This is a genomic window from Pseudomonas sp. KCJK9000 (assembly GCF_046230725.1).
Taxonomy (GTDB): domain Bacteria; phylum Pseudomonadota; class Gammaproteobacteria; order Pseudomonadales; family Pseudomonadaceae; genus Aquipseudomonas; species Aquipseudomonas promysalinigenes.
Genome location: NZ_JBJJLN010000008.1, coordinates 101,796 through 117,672, shown reverse-complemented (window position 1 = coordinate 117,672; position 15,877 = coordinate 101,796). Strand labels below are relative to the sequence as shown.

14 protein-coding genes are annotated in these 15,877 nt (G+C 61.8%); 4 read left to right on the top strand and 10 right to left on the bottom strand.

What is annotated here, in order from left to right; translation table 11 throughout:
* Nucleotides 1-134: 134 nt before the first annotated feature.
* On the bottom strand, nt 135-1,988 hold the full coding sequence (locus tag ACK59H_RS06220) for an ABC transporter ATP-binding protein (RefSeq protein WP_409264311.1): 1,854 nt from the start codon (nt 1,986-1,988) through the stop codon (nt 135-137).
* 246 nt (nt 1,989-2,234) lie between these two features.
* On the opposite strand from ACK59H_RS06220, the gene ACK59H_RS06215 reads away from it, so the two are divergent.
* A complete protein-coding gene (locus ACK59H_RS06215; RefSeq protein ID WP_060477033.1) occupies nt 2,235-4,136 on the top strand; it encodes a potassium transporter Kup in 1,902 nt (633 codons plus the stop codon).
* A 9-nt stretch (nt 4,137-4,145) separates the two neighbouring features.
* Here the strand turns inward: ACK59H_RS06215 and ACK59H_RS06210 are convergent, their stop codons facing one another.
* From ACK59H_RS06210 to ACK59H_RS06190, 5 genes are all read right to left on the bottom strand, one after another.
* A complete protein-coding gene (locus ACK59H_RS06210) occupies nt 4,146-5,105 on the bottom strand; it encodes an isopenicillin N synthase family oxygenase (protein ID WP_060477034.1) in 960 nt (319 codons plus the stop codon).
* Between the two features lie 189 nt (nt 5,106-5,294).
* A complete protein-coding gene (locus ACK59H_RS06205; protein WP_261743498.1) occupies nt 5,295-6,377 on the bottom strand; it encodes a BMP family ABC transporter substrate-binding protein in 1,083 nt (360 codons plus the stop codon).
* Between the two features lie 53 nt (nt 6,378-6,430).
* Nucleotides 6,431-7,357, bottom strand: a complete 927-nt coding sequence (locus tag ACK59H_RS06200) for an ABC transporter permease (RefSeq protein ID WP_060477036.1) — start codon at nt 7,355-7,357, stop codon at nt 6,431-6,433.
* A gap of 60 nt (nt 7,358-7,417) precedes the next feature.
* Nucleotides 7,418-8,518 carry an ABC transporter permease gene (locus ACK59H_RS06195; RefSeq protein WP_060477037.1) on the bottom strand — a complete coding sequence of 367 codons (1,101 nt, stop codon included), beginning with the start codon at nt 8,516-8,518 and terminating at the stop codon, nt 7,418-7,420.
* 12 nt (nt 8,519-8,530) lie between these two features.
* Nucleotides 8,531-10,072: an ABC transporter ATP-binding protein gene (locus ACK59H_RS06190; protein WP_060477038.1), complete on the bottom strand. Its 1,542-nt coding sequence runs from the start codon at nt 10,070-10,072 to the stop codon at nt 8,531-8,533.
* 259 nt (nt 10,073-10,331) lie between these two features.
* Here ACK59H_RS06190 and ACK59H_RS06185 point away from each other — a divergent pair, with 259 nt between their 5' ends.
* The gene (locus ACK59H_RS06185; protein ID WP_081016595.1) at nt 10,332-10,583 is read left to right on the top strand and encodes a hypothetical protein; all 252 of its coding nucleotides are present in this window, start codon (nt 10,332-10,334) and stop codon (nt 10,581-10,583) included.
* Nucleotides 10,584-10,627: 44 nt separating this feature from the next.
* Here ACK59H_RS06185 and ACK59H_RS06180 read toward each other — a convergent pair whose 3' ends face one another.
* Complete coding sequence (locus ACK59H_RS06180; RefSeq protein ID WP_081016596.1) at nt 10,628-10,912, bottom strand: hypothetical protein; 285 nt, start codon at nt 10,910-10,912, stop codon at nt 10,628-10,630.
* Between the two features lie 226 nt (nt 10,913-11,138).
* On the opposite strand from ACK59H_RS06180, the gene ACK59H_RS06175 reads away from it, so the two are divergent.
* Nucleotides 11,139-11,381, top strand: coding sequence for a hypothetical protein (locus tag ACK59H_RS06175; RefSeq protein ID WP_060477039.1), 243 nt, complete (start codon nt 11,139-11,141; stop codon nt 11,379-11,381).
* A complete protein-coding gene (gene xth, locus ACK59H_RS06170) occupies nt 11,378-12,169 on the top strand; it encodes an exodeoxyribonuclease III (protein WP_060477040.1) in 792 nt (263 codons plus the stop codon). The genes ACK59H_RS06175 and xth overlap by 4 nt, the downstream gene beginning before the upstream one ends.
* Here the strand turns inward: xth and ACK59H_RS06165 are convergent, their stop codons facing one another.
* The 3 genes from ACK59H_RS06165 to ACK59H_RS06155 are packed head-to-tail and all read right to left on the bottom strand — an operon-like array spanning nt 12,170 to nt 15,872.
* The gene (locus ACK59H_RS06165; protein WP_060477041.1) at nt 12,170-14,371 is read right to left on the bottom strand and encodes a xanthine dehydrogenase family protein molybdopterin-binding subunit; all 2,202 of its coding nucleotides are present in this window, start codon (nt 14,369-14,371) and stop codon (nt 12,170-12,172) included. It abuts the gene before it with no gap.
* On the bottom strand, nt 14,368-15,369 hold the full coding sequence (locus ACK59H_RS06160) for a xanthine dehydrogenase family protein subunit M (protein WP_060477042.1): 1,002 nt from the start codon (nt 15,367-15,369) through the stop codon (nt 14,368-14,370). Before ACK59H_RS06160 ends, ACK59H_RS06165 begins: the two co-directional genes overlap by 4 nt.
* On the bottom strand, nt 15,366-15,872 hold the full coding sequence (locus tag ACK59H_RS06155) for a (2Fe-2S)-binding protein (protein ID WP_060477043.1): 507 nt from the start codon (nt 15,870-15,872) through the stop codon (nt 15,366-15,368). The genes ACK59H_RS06160 and ACK59H_RS06155 overlap by 4 nt, the downstream gene beginning before the upstream one ends.
* Nucleotides 15,873-15,877: the final 5 nt, after the last annotated feature.

Sequence of the window (15,877 nt, the reverse complement as noted above, 5' to 3'; positions counted from 1 at the left end):
TGCCGGCGAGGGGGAGGAAAACGGATGGCGATTATAGAGGCCGGCCTGGTCAGGCAGACAGGCGCGGCGCTCGATAGTAATCATCAGCCTGATCGATGGAACAGCCGGGTTAGAGCGGCCGTTGCCGGCTTAGCTCACTCCAACACCTCGGCCATTCCCTGTTCCTCACCCAGGAACCCGCCGCTCTGGTGCTGCCAGAGCCTTGCATAGGTGCCGTTCCTGGCCAGCAGCTCGCTGTGGGTGCCTTGCTCGATGATTCGCCCCTCGTCCATGACGATCAACCGGTCCATGGCGGCGATGGTGGACAGCCGGTGGGCGATGGCGATCACCGTCTTGCCCTGCATCATCTCGTCCAGGCTCTCCTGAATGGCGACCTCCACTTCAGAGTCCAGCGCGCTGGTAGCTTCGTCCAGCAGCAGGATAGGGGCGTTCTTGAGCATCACCCTGGCGATGGCGATGCGTTGCCGCTGGCCACCGGAGAGCTTGATGCCGCGCTCGCCCACCAGCGTGTCATAACCGCTGTGGCCGTCCCTGTCGCTGAGTTGGCGAATGAAGCCATCGGCCTGGGCGTTGATGGCGGCGCGCCGGACCTGCTCCTCACTGGCATCCGGGCGGCCATAGGCGATGTTGTCGCGAATCGAGCGGTGAAGCAGCGAAGTATCCTGGGTCACCATGCCGATAGCGCTGCGCAGGCTGTCCTGGGTGACCTGGGCAATGTTCTGCCCATCGATCAGGATTTGGCCGTGGTCCACATCATAGAAGCGCAGCAGCAGGTTTATGAGCGTCGACTTGCCTGCACCGGAGCGGCCCACCAGGCCGACTTTTTCGCCAGGGGCGATGGTCAGGCTCAAGCCATCGAGTACCTGGCGCTCGCCATTGTAGTTGAAGCTGACATTGTCGAACGTCACTGCGCCGCCGCGGGTTTGCAGCACACCAGCGTTCGGTGCGTCCTGCACCTTGGGGCCGCGGGTGAGGGTGGCCATGCCGTCCTGCACTGTGCCGATGTTTTCGAACAGTGAGGTCATTTGCCACATGATCCAATGCGACATGCCATTGATGCGCAGGGCCATGGCGGTGATCGCGGCGACCGCGCCGGTGCCTACTTGGCTCTGATGCCATAGCCAAAGCGCGTAGCCGCCAGCGCCGAAAATCAGCCCGACCACCAACGCCTGGTTGACGATTTCGAACTGGCTGACCAGGCGCATCTGGCGAAAACCGGTCTGCTTGAAGTCTTCCATTGCCGCGCGGGCAAAGTGTGCTTCGCGCTTTGAGTGGGAGAACAACTTCACAGTGGTGATGTTGGTATAGGCGTCGGAAACCCGGCCGGTCATCGAGGAACGGGCGTGGGCCTGTTCCTGGCCGACCTTGCCAAGGCGAGGGACGAAATACAGCATCGCCAGGCCGAACAGGCCGAGCCAGGCAATGAACGGCAGCATCAGCTTGGCGGCGAAGCCGCCTGCCAGGGCGATGATTGCAATGAAGTACACGCCGATGCCCGGCAGGATTTCAATGACCGTGAACAACACCTCGCGCACGGCCAACGCGGTTTGCATCACCTTGGTGGTGACTCGACCGGAAAATTCGTCGGAGAAGAACGACAGGCTCTGGCGCAGCATCAGCCGGTGGAAGTCCCAACGCAGACGCAGGGGTAAGTTGATCGCCAGCACCTGGTGCTGCATGAGCGTACGCAAGCCGACCAAGGCAATACTGGCCACCAGCAACAGCCCCACACCCCAAAGTACGCGGCGCTCCTCGGCGCTCACGCCGCCGCCCACCTGCCAGTTCGACAGCAGGTCGACCACTTGGCCAAGGAAGGAAAACAGCCAGGCTTCGTATATCGACACCCCTGCGCTGAACAGCGCCAGCGCCAGGATATAGCCACGGGCACCGCGGGTGCAGGCCCACAGAAAGCGCAGCAGGCCAGCCGGGGGTGGGGGCACCTCGTCCGGTGGAAATGGGTCGAGCCAGCGTTCAAAGACGCGAAACATGTTGAATCTCCAAAATGCGCAATTTCGCTTACTTGCGACAAGGGCGACGGCCGTAATGTTCACCCAGCTCGGCCCGACCGGTAACGATACAGCACCTTGGTGCAGTTGGGTGTGGGCCTACGGCAGGCCAGTGTCCTGCATTTTTTACGCGCTTTTTACGGCAGGCTCGGCGCCTTGAAACGATACTGGCGGCGCGCTGCCCAGGGATGGCATGCCTATCAAAATCGCCCGTCAGAGAGTCCCGTCGTGAGCCACCCCGCCGCTTTAGCAAATCCTGCCCAACCCAGTAAATCCAACTCGCTCGGCCTGCTGATCGCGGCTGTAGGGGTGGTTTACGGCGACATCGGCACCAGCCCTTTGTACACCCTCAAAGAGGTATTTGCCGGGCACTACGGGGTGCAGGCCAACAACGCAGGGGTGCTCGGTGTGCTGTCGCTGGTGCTCTGGTCGCTGGTGTGGGTGGTATCGCTCAAATACGTGTTGTTCATCCTGCGCGCTGACAACCAGGGCGAGGGTGGCATCATGGCCCTGACCGCGCTGGCGCACCGCGCCGCGGCGCCCTACAAGCGGCTGGGGCGGGGGTTGGTGCTGCTCGGCCTGTTCGGTGCAGCGCTGTTCTACGGCGATAGCATGATCACCCCGGCCATTTCGGTGTTGTCGGCAGTGGAGGGCTTGCAACTGGCGTACGACGGCATCGAGCACTGGGTCGTACCGCTAGCGGTGCTGGTGCTGGTGGCCTTGTTCCTGATTCAGAGGCATGGCACCGCACGCATCGGCATTCTGTTCGGGCCGATCATGGTGTTGTGGTTCGTGGTGCTCGCCGCGCTGGGGGTGCACGGTATCGTCCAGCATCCGCAAGTTTTGCAGGCGCTGAGCCCGGTCTGGGCCGTCAAGTTCTTCATCCTGCACCCAGGCATGGGCGTAGCCATTCTTGGCGCCGTGGTGCTGGCGCTGACCGGCGCTGAAGCGCTGTATGCCGACATGGGCCACTTCGGCCGCAAACCGATTGCGCGCGCCTGGTTTGTGCTGGTGCTACCAGGCTTGGTGCTGAATTACTTCGGCCAAGGTGCATTGATCCTTAGCGACCCGCAAGCGGTGCGTAACCCGTTCTACCTGCTGGCCCCTGACTGGGCCCTGCTGCCAATGGTCGGGTTGGCCACGATGGCCACCATCATCGCTTCCCAGGCTGTGATTTCCGGTGCGTTTTCCATGACGCGTCAGGCCATTCAGCTCGGTTATGTGCCACGTATGTTCATCCAGCACACCTCAAGCCAGGAGCAAGGGCAGATTTACATCGGCGTGGTCAACTGGGCGCTGATGGTCGGCGTGGTGCTGCTGGTGGTGGGCTTCGAGTCATCCGGGGCACTGGCCGCGGCCTATGGTGTGGCGGTGACCGGCACCATGCTGATCACCACGCTGCTGGCGTCGGCCGTGGTACTGCTGCTATGGAAGGCGCCACGCTGGCTGGCGGTGCCGCTGTTGCTGGCTTTGCTGGTGGTCGACAGCTTGTACTTTGCCGCCAACGCTCCAAAAGTGCTGCAGGGAGGCGCCTTCCCGGTGATTGCCGGCGTGGCGCTATTCGTGTTGATGACCACCTGGAAGCGCGGACGCACGATCATCGTCGAGCGGTTGGACGAACACGCGCTGCCCCTTGGGCTGTTCATCGCCAGCCTGCAGGCACAGCCGCCGCACCGGGTCAGTGGCACGGCCGTGTTCCTCTGTGCGCGGCCCGAGGCAGTACCTCACGCATTGCTGCACAACCTACTGCATAACCAGGTATTGCACGAGCAAGTGGTGCTGCTCACCGTGGTGTTCGCGGACGAGCCGCGTATCCCTGCCAGCAAGCGGTTTGAGGTCGAAGCTTGCGGTGACGGGTTCTACCGGGTAAGCCTCCACTTCGGCTTCATGGAAGAGCCCAACGTACCTTTGGCATTGAGCCGTTACCCCAATGCTGACCTGGCATTCGGCGCCATGCGTACCACCTATTTTCTCAGTCGCGAAACCGTGGTCGCCGGCAACCACAATGCAATGGCGCGTTGGCGCGAGCAGCTGTTCGCCTTCTTGCTGAAAAACGCCAACAGCAACCTCAGGTATTTCCAGTTGCCGTTGAACCGGGTGATCGAGCTGGGTACCCAGGTCGAGATGTGACGGCTGCACTCAGAGCGCTTCACGGCGGTAGGCGTAGGTTTCGGCAAATCGTGAAAGCATGTAGGCGCTGCATGAAACCGGCGGATATTTGGCCGGGTTAGCGCTGCTCGAACAGTTCGGCAGGCAACTGATCTCGGTGTCCGGATGCGGTTCGGCGAAGAACGGCATCGAGTAGCGGTCCACCCCCAGCGGGCTGATCACCCGATGCGGCGTCGAGGTATAGCGGTCGTTGCTCCAGCGCGCCATCATGTCGCCGATGTTCACCACATAGGTCCCCTCGATGGGAGGGGCATCGATCCATTGACCGTCGCGGCTGCGCACTTGCAGGCCGCCGGCGTTGTCCTGATACAGCAGGGTGATGCAGCCGTAGTCGGTATGGGCACCGGCTCCTTGCTGCTCGCTGCTGCTGGCGCTTTGGCGGGGTGGGTAGTGGATCATGCGCAGCACGCTGATGGGCTCGGCAAAGCGCTGCTCGAAAAAGTCCTGCTCGATACCCAATGCCTCGGCCATGGCCCTCAACAAAGTCAGAGAGAGGGCGTGCATGTCTTGGTAGTGTTGTTGCAGCAAGGTTTCCCAGCCGGCAATGGCCGGATGCCGATTGGGCCCGCGCAGCGGTTTACCGGCCAGCACATCAGGGTGATCGGCCGCCATGTGCAGCCCCATGTCGAAGGTTTCTTTGAGGTCGCTAGGGCGGCTCGGGTCGAGCTGTTCGGTAGCGATGGCGCCATAGCCCCGGTGGTGGGCGCTGCGGGTGATATCGATGCGCAGTTTTTCCTCGCTGGGCCGGGCGAAGAAATCCTTGGCCGCCGCTTGGAGTTCGGCGATACGCTGGGCGGTGATCGGGTGGCCCTTTATGTAATAGAAACCCCAGTGGCGGCAGGCGGCGTCGATTTGCCGAGCCACGGCTTGGCGGGCGGCTAAGTCGTGCTGATAAAGCGGGGCGATGTCGATGATCGGCAGTGTATTCATCAGGTCTCCGAAATGCTGCAATTCACAAGATCTCTTGGGCGGCCCTTCGTGTGGGTTACCCGCGAATACCGGCAAAGCCGGTGGCTAAGGGCGCGAGGCAATCTTCGCGGCTAAAGCCGCTCCCAGGGCACGGCGCGCATCTGAAACATCAGCGCAGCCTGCATGGCAGCGGCTCGAGCCAAAGCGCATTTATTTGGGCAACTGGGCAGTGATGCCTTTGACGTAGTAATTCATGCCGGCCAGTTCGGTATTGCTGGCCACCGCGCCCTCGGCAATCTTCAACTCGCCGCTCTGGTCGAAGATTGGCCCTGTGAACGGGTGGAACGAGCCGTCCTTGATGCTGGCGATGATCTGCTCGGCCCCGCTTTTCACATCCGCCGGTACCAAGTCGCTGATCGGCAACTGGACGGTGCCGTCAGCCAGGCCGCCCCAATAATCCTGGGGTTTCCAGTTCCCATCCATAACCGCCTGGGTACTCTTGATGTAATGCGGCCCCCAGTTGTTGACGATGGACGTCAACACCGCTTTGGGCCCGAAGTGCGCCATGTCCGAGGCATAGCCCACTGCGTAGATACCACGACGCTCGGCTGTCTGGATCGGCGCCGGGCTGTCGGTGTGCTGGAACAGTACATCCACGCCTTGGTCAATCAGCGCATTGGCGGCATCGGCCTCCTTGCCGGGATCGAACCAGGAGTTCACCCAAACCACCTTGATTTCGCTGCCAGGGTTGTACTTGTCCAGTGCTAGCTGGATGGCGTTGATGTCACGCAGTACTTCCGGGATGGGGAAGGACGCCACATAGCCGATCTTCTTGGTCTTGGTCATTTTCGCTGCGAGGTAACCGCCGACATAGCGCCCTTCATACGAGGTGGCCAGGTAGGTGCCCAGGTTCTTGTCCTGCTTGTAGCCTGTGGCGTGCTCGAAGGTGACCTTGGGGAACTGCTTGGCGACCTTGGCAGTAGGGTTCATGTAACCGAAAGAGGTTGCAAAGACCAGGTTGTAGCCGCTTTTGGCCATGTTGCGGATCACGCGTTCGGCATCGGCACCCTCTGGCACGTTCTCGACGAAGCTGGTGCTCACCTTGTCACCGAACTGCTTGATCAGCGCTTGGCGACCTTGTTCATGCTGGTAGGTCCAGCCATGGTCGCCGATCGGGCCGATGTAGACGAAACCTACCTTCAGTGGGTCGGCAGCAGCGGCAGACAGCGCTGTGCTCAGACCGATTGCGGCGCTCAGGGCGCGTAGCAGCGAGGTGCGTTTTTTCTGATGCATCAAGGGTTCACTCCTGTGGGTGTTATGAGTTATCGGGGCTTGGCGGGGCGTGGTCAGTGGCCTGCCTTCCAGGGCTGGCCTAACGAAACTGGAGCGTACAGCCGGGTTTTGAGCGCATCGCGCGACAGCACCACCAGCACCACGATGGTCGCCACATACGGCAGCATCGCCAGCAAGTTGGCCGGGAAGTTCACGCCAACGCCCTGGGCGACCAGGTGCAGGATGCTGGCCAGGCCGAACAGGTAAGCGCCCAGTAGCACCCGGCGCACCCGCCAACTGGCGAATACCACCAGCGCCAAGGCGATCCACCCCCGGCCGGCCGTCATGTTTTCTGCCCACATCGGCGTGTAGGCCAACGACAGATAGGCACCAGCCAGGCCGGCCATGGCGCCGCCGAACAGCACCGCCAGGGTGCGAACACGCAGCACCGGCAGGCCCATGGCACTGGCGGCATCGGGGTTTTCGCCAACGGCCTGGAGAATCAGCCCGGTGCGGCTTTTGAGCAGCACCCAGGCGACCAGTAGAAACAGAGCGAAAGACAGGTAGACCAGCAGGTCCTGGTTGAACAGCATATGGCCGATGATTGGCAGGTCGGCCAGTACCGGTATGGCCTGCGCTTCGAAGCCACTGAGCGGCTTGCCGACCCAGGCACTGCCAACGAACGCCGACAGGCCGACGCCGAAGATGGTCAGGGCAAGGCCGGTCGCCACTTGGTTGGCTTGGCAGCCCAAGGCGACCAAGGCGAATAGAGAGGCCAGTAGCATGCCGGCCAGGCACGCCATGAGCACGCCAAGCCACAGGCTGCCAGTGGCGAAGGCAGTGATGAAACCCACCACTGCGCCGAACAGCATCATGCCTTCCTGGCCGAGGTTGAGCACGCCGCTCTTCTCGCACACCAGTTCGCCCAACGCCACCAGTAACAGGGGAGTACCGCAACGCACCATGGCGTAGAGGATGTTGCCAAGTAGATCGAGATCCATCGTTCAAGCCTCAGCCCGCGCACCCCAGGTGGCAGGCATACGTAAGCATCAAGGGGGAGGTCAGGCGCGGGCCGCTTCGGCCACCGGCAAACGCCGCCGCCAACCGAGGGTGAGCCGTGGGCGGTAGAGGATCAGCACATCGCACGCCAGCAGGTAGAACAGCATCATGCCCTGGAACAGCCCGGTCACTGCCTGTGGCAGGTTCAGGCTCATCTGGGCGTTTTCGCCGCCCAGGTAGAGCAGCGCCATCAGCAGGCCGGCAACCAGAATGCCGAGCGGGTTCAGCCGGCCGAGGAAGGCCACGGTGATCGCCGCATAGCCATAGCCCGGCGACACCTGCGGCACCAGCTGGCCGATGGGTCCACTCACCTCGCTCACGCCCGCCAAGCCGGCCAGACCCCCACTGATCAGCAGTGCCAGCCAGACCAGGCGTTTTTCGCGAAAACCGACGAAGCCCGCAGCGCGTTGGTCCAGCCCCAGCACCTTGATCTGAAACCCCAGAAAGCTTTTGTGCAGCAGCACCCACACCGCCACCAATGCCAGCAGCACGAAATACAACCCCACATGCACCCGGACATCCTCGAACAGTGCTGGCAGGCGGCTGGCATCGCCGAACATCGCCGACTGCGGAAAGCTGAAACCCTCAGGGTCCTTGAGCGGGCCGTGCACGCAGTACAGCAGCAGGTTCAGGGCAATGTAGTTGAGCATGATGGTGGTCAGAATTTCATTGGCGTTGAAGTGCGTGCGCAGCCACGCGGCGAGCGCACCCCAAAGGGCGCCGGCCAGTGTGCCGGCCAGCAGCACCCACAGCAGTGCCCAGCGGCTTTCCCAGTCAATGACATGAAGTGCCAGGGCGCTGCCGGCCAACGCGCCGATCAGCAGTTGGCCCTCGGCGCCGATGTTCCAGATCCGCGCCTGGTAGGCTACTGCCAGGCCCAGGGCACAAAGCAGAATGGGCAGGGCTTTGAGCAGCAGTTCGGAAAAGCCGTAGAAGTCGCTGATCGGTTCGATCAGCAGGGTGTGCAGCGTCAGCAGCGGGTCGTGCCCCAAGGCGCTGAACAGCACTGCTCCGCTGGCCAAGGTCAGCAGGCCGGCGAGTATCGGTGACAGCACCAGCATGGCGCGAGATTGCTGGGTCCGGGGTTCGAGCGATAGCAACATGGTAGGTTCTCGTCAGGAGGCGGCGTGGGCGGTGTCGAACTGGCCGGCCATCCAGCTGCCGACCTCTGCACTGTGGGTGTCGGCGGTATTTTTCAGCGGTGAGAGGCGCCCGCTGCACAGGGCACCGATGCGGTCGCTGATCTGCAACAGCTCGTCGAGGTCTTCGGACACCACCAAAATCGCTGCACCCGCATCGCGCAGAGCGATCAATGCGCGGTGAATAGTCGCCGCAGCGCCGACATCCACCCCCCAGGTCGGGTGAGCGGCCACCAGCAGCGTTGGGTTTTGCAGCATTTCGCGGCCGAGGATGAATTTCTGCAGGTTGCCACCTGAGAGGCTGCGCGCCGTGGCTTGGGTGCCTGGCGTCTTGACCGCAAAACGCTGGATGATCTGCTCGGCCAGCGCCAGGACTTTGCTCGAGCGAACCAGGCCATGTTCAACCAGGCCCTGCTGGAAGGCAGTCAGCAAAGCGTTGTCGGCCAGGCTCATGTCCGGTACGGCGCCGTGGCCCAGGCGCTCGGCCGGCACGAAAGCCATTCCCAGTTCGCGCCGTGCATCAGGATACAGGTTGGCGATGGGCTGGTTGTCGAGGCTGATGCGCTCGCGCTCGCTGGCAGGCAGGCGCGTTTCGCCACTGAGCAGCGCCAGCAGCTCGTCCTGGCCATTGCCGGCGACCCCGGCGATACCGACGATTTCGCCGCTGCGAACTTCCAGGCGCAGGTGCTCGAACGACGTGCCGAATGGGTCCTGATTGCGCCAGCAGAGGTCGTCCAAGCGCAGCCGTGGCAGCCCGCCGGCGCGCTTGGGGTAGCAGGCGTCCAGGCCTTCTGTATCCCCGACCATCAGCTCTGCCAGTTGCAAATCGCTGCGCTCGGCCGGGATGCAGCCCCCGGCAACCCTGCCGGCGCGCAACACAGTGGCGTGGTGGCACAGTTGGCGTACTTCCTGAAGCTTGTGGCTGATGAACAAAATGCTGCAGCCTTCACTGGCCAAGGTACGCAGGGTGACGAACAGTTGCTCGACTTCCTGTGGCGTGAGCACTGAAGTCGGCTCGTCGAGGATCAGCAGTTTGATGTCCTGCATCAGGCAGCGCACGATCTCTACCCGCTGGCGCTCACCGATCGAAAGGCTATGCACCAGGCGCTCTGGCTCAAGAGCCATGCCATAGCGCTGCGAGACTTCGCGGATGCGCGGCGCCAGTTGCTTGGGCGAGCCGGCGTCGCGGCCCAGCGCCAGGGCGATGTTCTCAGCCACCGTAAGGGTTTCGAAAAGCGAGAAGTGCTGGAACACCATGCCGATCCCCAGGTCTCGCGCAGCAGCGGGGTCTTGAACCTGCACGGGGTTGCCTTCCCACAGCATCTGGCCGGCATCGGGGCGGGTCACGCCGTAGATGATCTTCATCAGCGTGCTCTTACCAGCGCCATTCTCACCGAGCAGTGCATGAATCTCACCGGCTGCGATGCGCAGGTCGACACGGTCGTTGGCCAGCGTGCCCGGATAGCGCTTGCTGATGGCACGCAATTCGAGACGAAGGGGCGTTAGTAGTGCGGACATTGGGGCTGCTCGAAGTTTTTATTCATGAGCAGCTTGCAAAGCAAAAACATGGCCAATTGGTCAGATTTACATTCCGCCCCATGTAATGAGCGGCTCGCAGCGATTAGACCCTGTTAGCTAGAAACGTATGCAGCCGGGCTGGATGAATGGTTTTGGGGCGCAGAGGGCGCCAAATTGGGGCGAAATTCAAGCATGAGTGGGCTTGATGCTTTCGCATATTGGAACTAATACTAAATAGCTGCCGCGAGGGGGAAGGCTCATGCAGACGCGTTTTGTTGTAGTTCCCGCTTTACCGCCGGAAAAAGACTATCTGCCCAAGCGTGCGGGCTTTGCCCAAGTACTCGGCGCAGGCTATGACCTTTATGACACGCGCGACAAACTGAGGGTGACGTTAAACTGCGCCACCCGTGCAGAGGCCGATTATGCCTGTGCATGCCGCAATGGATTGATCGTGGGGAGTGATGAGACTTTAGGCGGGGGTCAGGGGGAATGGCGTAGCGCTAACACCTGACCCACCAGGGCGAGCGTTGTCGCCCCGGTGACCCTAGTCAAGCGTTAACGGTCCTGGTCTTTCTGATGGGAGGTATCTTGGGTGGTTTGCCCGCCCATGCGGCCCGTCTCTGCAGCGTCATCCTTGCCACCCATCTGGCCGCCTTGATGGCCGGTATCCCTGGATTTTTCCCAATCCTTATCCATTTTGTCGTCAGGTTTGTGACCGGACTGCTGTCCGCCGTGCTGGGTATCCGCCATGCCGCCTTGGCTGCCTCTGCCGCCAGCGTCACCAGGATTGTCCTGGTGGCTGCCGTCTTGGGCTTTATCGTTGTCTTGATTGTTAGCCATGATCGCTTACCTCAAGTCAGACACAGGATGTTCTGTGTATACGTGTGACTCACCAGGGTTGCGGGGCTCTGCAAAAACTTTCTGCTAATCGGACGAGGTGCTTTAATCACCCTTGGCCCAACAGTTAGTGACTCAATTGCAGTGACTTAGGGTAATTCGTTGATGTTGAACAATTGCACGCGGACGAAGCTCATAGAGACAAAGGTCATAGTCAGGAGCCTCAGCCATGAGCATCGAACGCAGCATCCCCGAGCTCGAAGCCTGGTACGCCCAATACGACGATCACAGCTATCGTGACGCATCGCCAGATGCCTACCATCAGGCGCTGATCCGCACCGCTGAGGCGCTGCGCGATGACGGTGCCATCGACTGGGACGACTGGCTGGCACTCAAGGGGCTGGCCGACCAAGCGCAGTTGCACGCGCTGCAAAATGCCGTGCAAGCCCATGTGAATGACCCAGACACATGAAAACCCTTAAAATAGCCACGTTCAACCTAAATGGCATTCGCAGCCGCCTACCCGCGTTGCTCGATTGGCTTGCACGTGAGCAGCCTGACATCGTCTGCCTGCAAGAGCTCAAAGCGCCCGACCCACAGTTCCCGCGCCAGGCGCTGGAGGCCGCAGGATACGGGTGTCTATTTCACGGGCAGCCATCATGGAACGGCGTAGCGATACTCGCTCGCGACAATGAGCCATTAGAGGTTCGTCGCGGCCTGCCTGGCATGGAAGACGACCGCCAGAGCCGCTACCTGGAAGCAGCGGTGCACGGTGTGTTAGTGGCTTGCCTTTATCTGCCCAATGGCAATCCGCAACCTGGGCCGAAGTTCGAATATAAACTGCGTTGGTTCCAGTGCCTGATCGAACATGCCAAGAGCCTGTACGCCAGTGAACACCCCACTGTACTGGCCGGGGATTTCAATGTGGTGCCCACGGACCTGGACATCTACAACCCGCGTTCGTGGCGCAAAGATGCACTGCTGCAACCGGAGTCGCGTGCAGCGTATCAACGGCTGCTTGACCAGGGCTGGATCGATGCCGTCCGCCACCTGCATCCTGACGCATGCGTGTATACCTTCTGGGATTACTTTCGCAAGCACTGGGAGCGCAATGCGGGCCTTCGGATCGATCACCTGTTGCTCAACAAAGCACTCGCCCCCCGCCTGAAAAGCGCGGGGGTCGATGCATGGGTTCGTAATGAGCCCAAGGCCAGCGATCATGCCCCGGTATGGATCGAACTCCGCCAGGGCACGCGCTAGTTAGAGCAAGGTGTCGAGGGTGATGGGGAACTCCCTTACCCGCTTGCCGGTGGCATGGTAAATCGCGTTGGCAACTGCTGCGGCAACCCCGACCACGCCAATTTCGCCGACGCCTTTGGACCCCAGCTCGTTGACAATGTCGTCCTGTTCTTCAACGAAGATCACCTCGATGTCCTGGACATCGGCGTTGACCGGGATGTGGTACTCCGCCAGGTTGTGGTTGAGAATGCGGCCCAGCGCATGGTCCGTTTGCGCATGCTCATGCAGCGCCATGCCCAACCCCCAAACCACACCGCCCAGTATCTGGCTGCGTGCAGTTTTCGGGTTGACCACACGCCCTGCGGCTACGGCACTGACCACTCGGCTGACGGTGATCGAGCCCAACTGCGGGTCTACCTGCACCTCGACGAATACCGCAGAATGGGTGGCGGTGGAGTAGGGTTGGCGCTTGGCACTGGGCTCGGCTTCGATCTGCACCTCAACAATGCCGCCGTCCGATTGCGCCGCGATCTCCGCCAGGGCAATGCGCTGCTCGCCATGCTGGAGGTAGCCGTCAGCGATGGTGATCGCTTCCACGGGCAAACCAGCCAAGGCCGGATAATGCGCACGGGCACTTTCTAGGAGCTTGCCGCGCAGGATCTGGCAAGCTTGCTGCACCGCAGAGCCCACTGAAGAGACGGTGAACGATCCCCCCTGTAGCGGCGCGGTGGGCAGCGACGAGTCCCCCAGCACGAAGGTCACGTCTTCAATGCTGACACCCGCAGCGTCGGCGGCGATCTGGCTCATGACCGTGTAAGTGCCGGTGCCGATGTCGGTGGTTGCGCTGCTGACCGTTAGGTGGCCTTGGCCGTCGAGCCTGGCTTTGGCGCTGGCCTTCATCTGCATGGCCTCCCAAACCCCGCTGGCCATTCCCCAGCCGATCAACTGCTCGCCTTTGCGCATGCTGCGCGGTTTGGGGTCACGCTTGGCCCAGCCGAACCGCTCAGCGCCTTGGTCATAGCAGGCCAGCAAGGCTTTGCTGGAATAGGGCTTACCTTCGTTGCCGTTATGGTCGGCAAAGTTGACGCGGCGTAGGTCCACTGGGTCCACCTCAGCCGCGCATGCCAGCTCATCCATCGCGCATTCCAGGGCGAGCACGCCTGAGCCTGCACCGGGGGCGCGCATGTCGAGCGGGGTGAACACATCCAGCGGCGTCAGACGATAGTTCAACGCCACGTTGTCACAGCGGTAGAGCATGCCGCTCCATTCCACCAGGTGCTCGGTGAAATCCTCAAAGCGTGAGGTTTGGCCGGTGGCGTCATGGGCCACCGCCAGCAACTTACCATCAGCACTAGCGCCCAGGCGCAAGCGCTGTTGAGTACGGGGGCGGTAGCCAAAGGTAAACATCTGCTGGCGGGTAAGGGTCAAGCGTACCGAGCGTTTGAGGTGCAGCGCGGCCATCACCGCCAGTGGCAGCTGGTATTGCGGGCGCAGGCCTGAACCAAAGGCTCCGCCAACGTAGGCGGCCCGCACACGCAGCTTGTCCTTGGGCAGACCGAACACGTTGTGCAGGTACGTTTGGCAGTTCTGTGTGCCTTGGGTCTTGTCGTGGATTTCCAAGGAACCGTCCGCTTGGTAGATCACTGTCGAGGCATGGGGCTCCATGGGGTTATGGTGCTCGTTGGCCGTAAGGTAAGTGGCATCTACCGTAACCGCAGCGTTGCCGTAAGCTGCGCTGAAGTCGCCCCGTGGCGAGGGTGTCTCGGCCGGCGCTTCGTGGCTTTTCTCAAGGGCTGCCAGCAGGTCCGTCTGATGCTTGGCTTGGCTGTAATGGATCTGTACCAGTGAACCGGCATAGCGTGCCACTTCAAGGGTTTGGGCAACCACCAACGCCAGGGGTTGGCCACTGTAGAGCACTTGATCGTTGAACAACGGGCGAAACGGCGCGCCCTCGGCGGAGTCGTCGTCGCTGTAGTCGTCGTCATAGCTGGAAACCGCAGGGCGGTTGCTATGGTCCAGCACGGCGATCACGCCGGGTACCTTCAGCGCCGCGCTGCTATCGATACGCACTACCCGACCGCGGGCGATGGTGCTGGAAACCACACTGGCATGCAGCAGGTCGGCTTCAGGGTACTCGGCGGCGTAGCGCGCCTTGCCGGTCACTTTTGCCACACCATCGACGCGGTCCAGGGGCTGGCCTACAACGGTTGTCTTAGTGTTCATGCCGAAGCTCCTGTGTTGGTCTGGCCATACGCGGCCTCACTGAGGGCGCGAACTACAGCGCGGTGCGCCAGTTGCACCTTGAAGCCGTTGTGCGGCAGGGGCTTGGCATCTTGAAGGAGCAAGTCGGCAGCCTGGCCGAACACTGTTTCGCCCGGGGCCTGGCCATGCAATACCTGCTCTGCGGCCATCACGCGCCATGGTTTGTGTGCCACACCCCCCAGCGCCACGCGGGCTTGTTTGATGATTCCATCTTCGATCTGCAAGGCAGCGGCTACTGAAACCAGAGCGAAGGCGTACGATGCGCGGTCGCGTATTTTCAGATAGCGGCTATGTGTGGTGAACGAGGGGGCCGGCAACTCGATGGCGGTAATCAGCTCATCATCGCCAAGCTGGTTGTCGCGCTCAGGCATGTTCCCGGGTAGGCGGTGAAACTCGCTCATTGGGATCTGCCGCTCACCGCCAGGGCCCTGCACATGCACCACGGCTTCCAAGGCTGCCAGTGCTACGCACATGTCCGAGGGATGGGTAGCCACGCAGGCGTCGCTGGCACCTAGGATGGCGTGGCTGCGGTTGAGGCCCGAGCGTGCCGGGCAACCCGTGCCAGGCTCGCGTTTGTTGCATGGCGTGCCAGTGTCGTAGAAGTAGTAGCAGCGGGTGCGTTGCAGCAGGTTGCCGCCGGTGCTCGCCATATTGCGCAACTGCGGTGAGGCGCCGGCAAGGATGGCTTGGGACAACAGGGGGTAAGCTTGTTCGACCAGCGGATGCCAGGCGAGGTCGGCATTGCTCACCAGTGCCCCGATGCGCACGCCGCCGCTGGCGGTCGCTTCCACGTCCCCAAGCGGTAGCCCGGTGATGTCGATCAGGCGCTCGGGGCGCGTCACGTTCTCTTTCATCAGGTCGAGCAGGTTGGTACCGCCTGCGATGAAGCGCGACGACAAGTCGGCCAGTTGAATGGCCTCGCCGATGGAGGCGGGCTTGTGATAGCTGAATGGAGTCATTGGCGATCCTCCTGCATCAGCGGCAGGGCTTCTTCCACGGCAGCGACAATGTTGCTGTAGGCGCCGCAGCGGCACAGGTTTCCGCTCATGCGTTCGCGAATGGCATCGCGGCCATCGATGCGCCCTTCGTTGGCTAGGCCTACCGCCGAGCAGATCTGCCCGGGGGTGCAATAGCCGCACTGGAAAGCATCCTGACGGATGAACGCGCTTTGCATAGGGTGCAACTGATCGCCAGTGGCAAGCCCTTCGATGGTTACCAGCTCGGCACCTTCACACATCACCGCCAGGGTTAGGCAGGCGTTGATCCGACGGCCATCGCGCAGCACCGTACAGGCACCGCATTGGCCGTGGTCACAACCTTTCTTGGTGCCGACCAGGTCAAGCTGGTCGCGCAGCAGGTCAAGCAATGTGGTCCAGGGCGATACCTGCAGCGAAAGGGGCTCGCCGTTGAGCGTCAGCTTGATGGGGTGCTTCGTGGCACCCTCTGTCGTTATTGCAGGCATGGGAA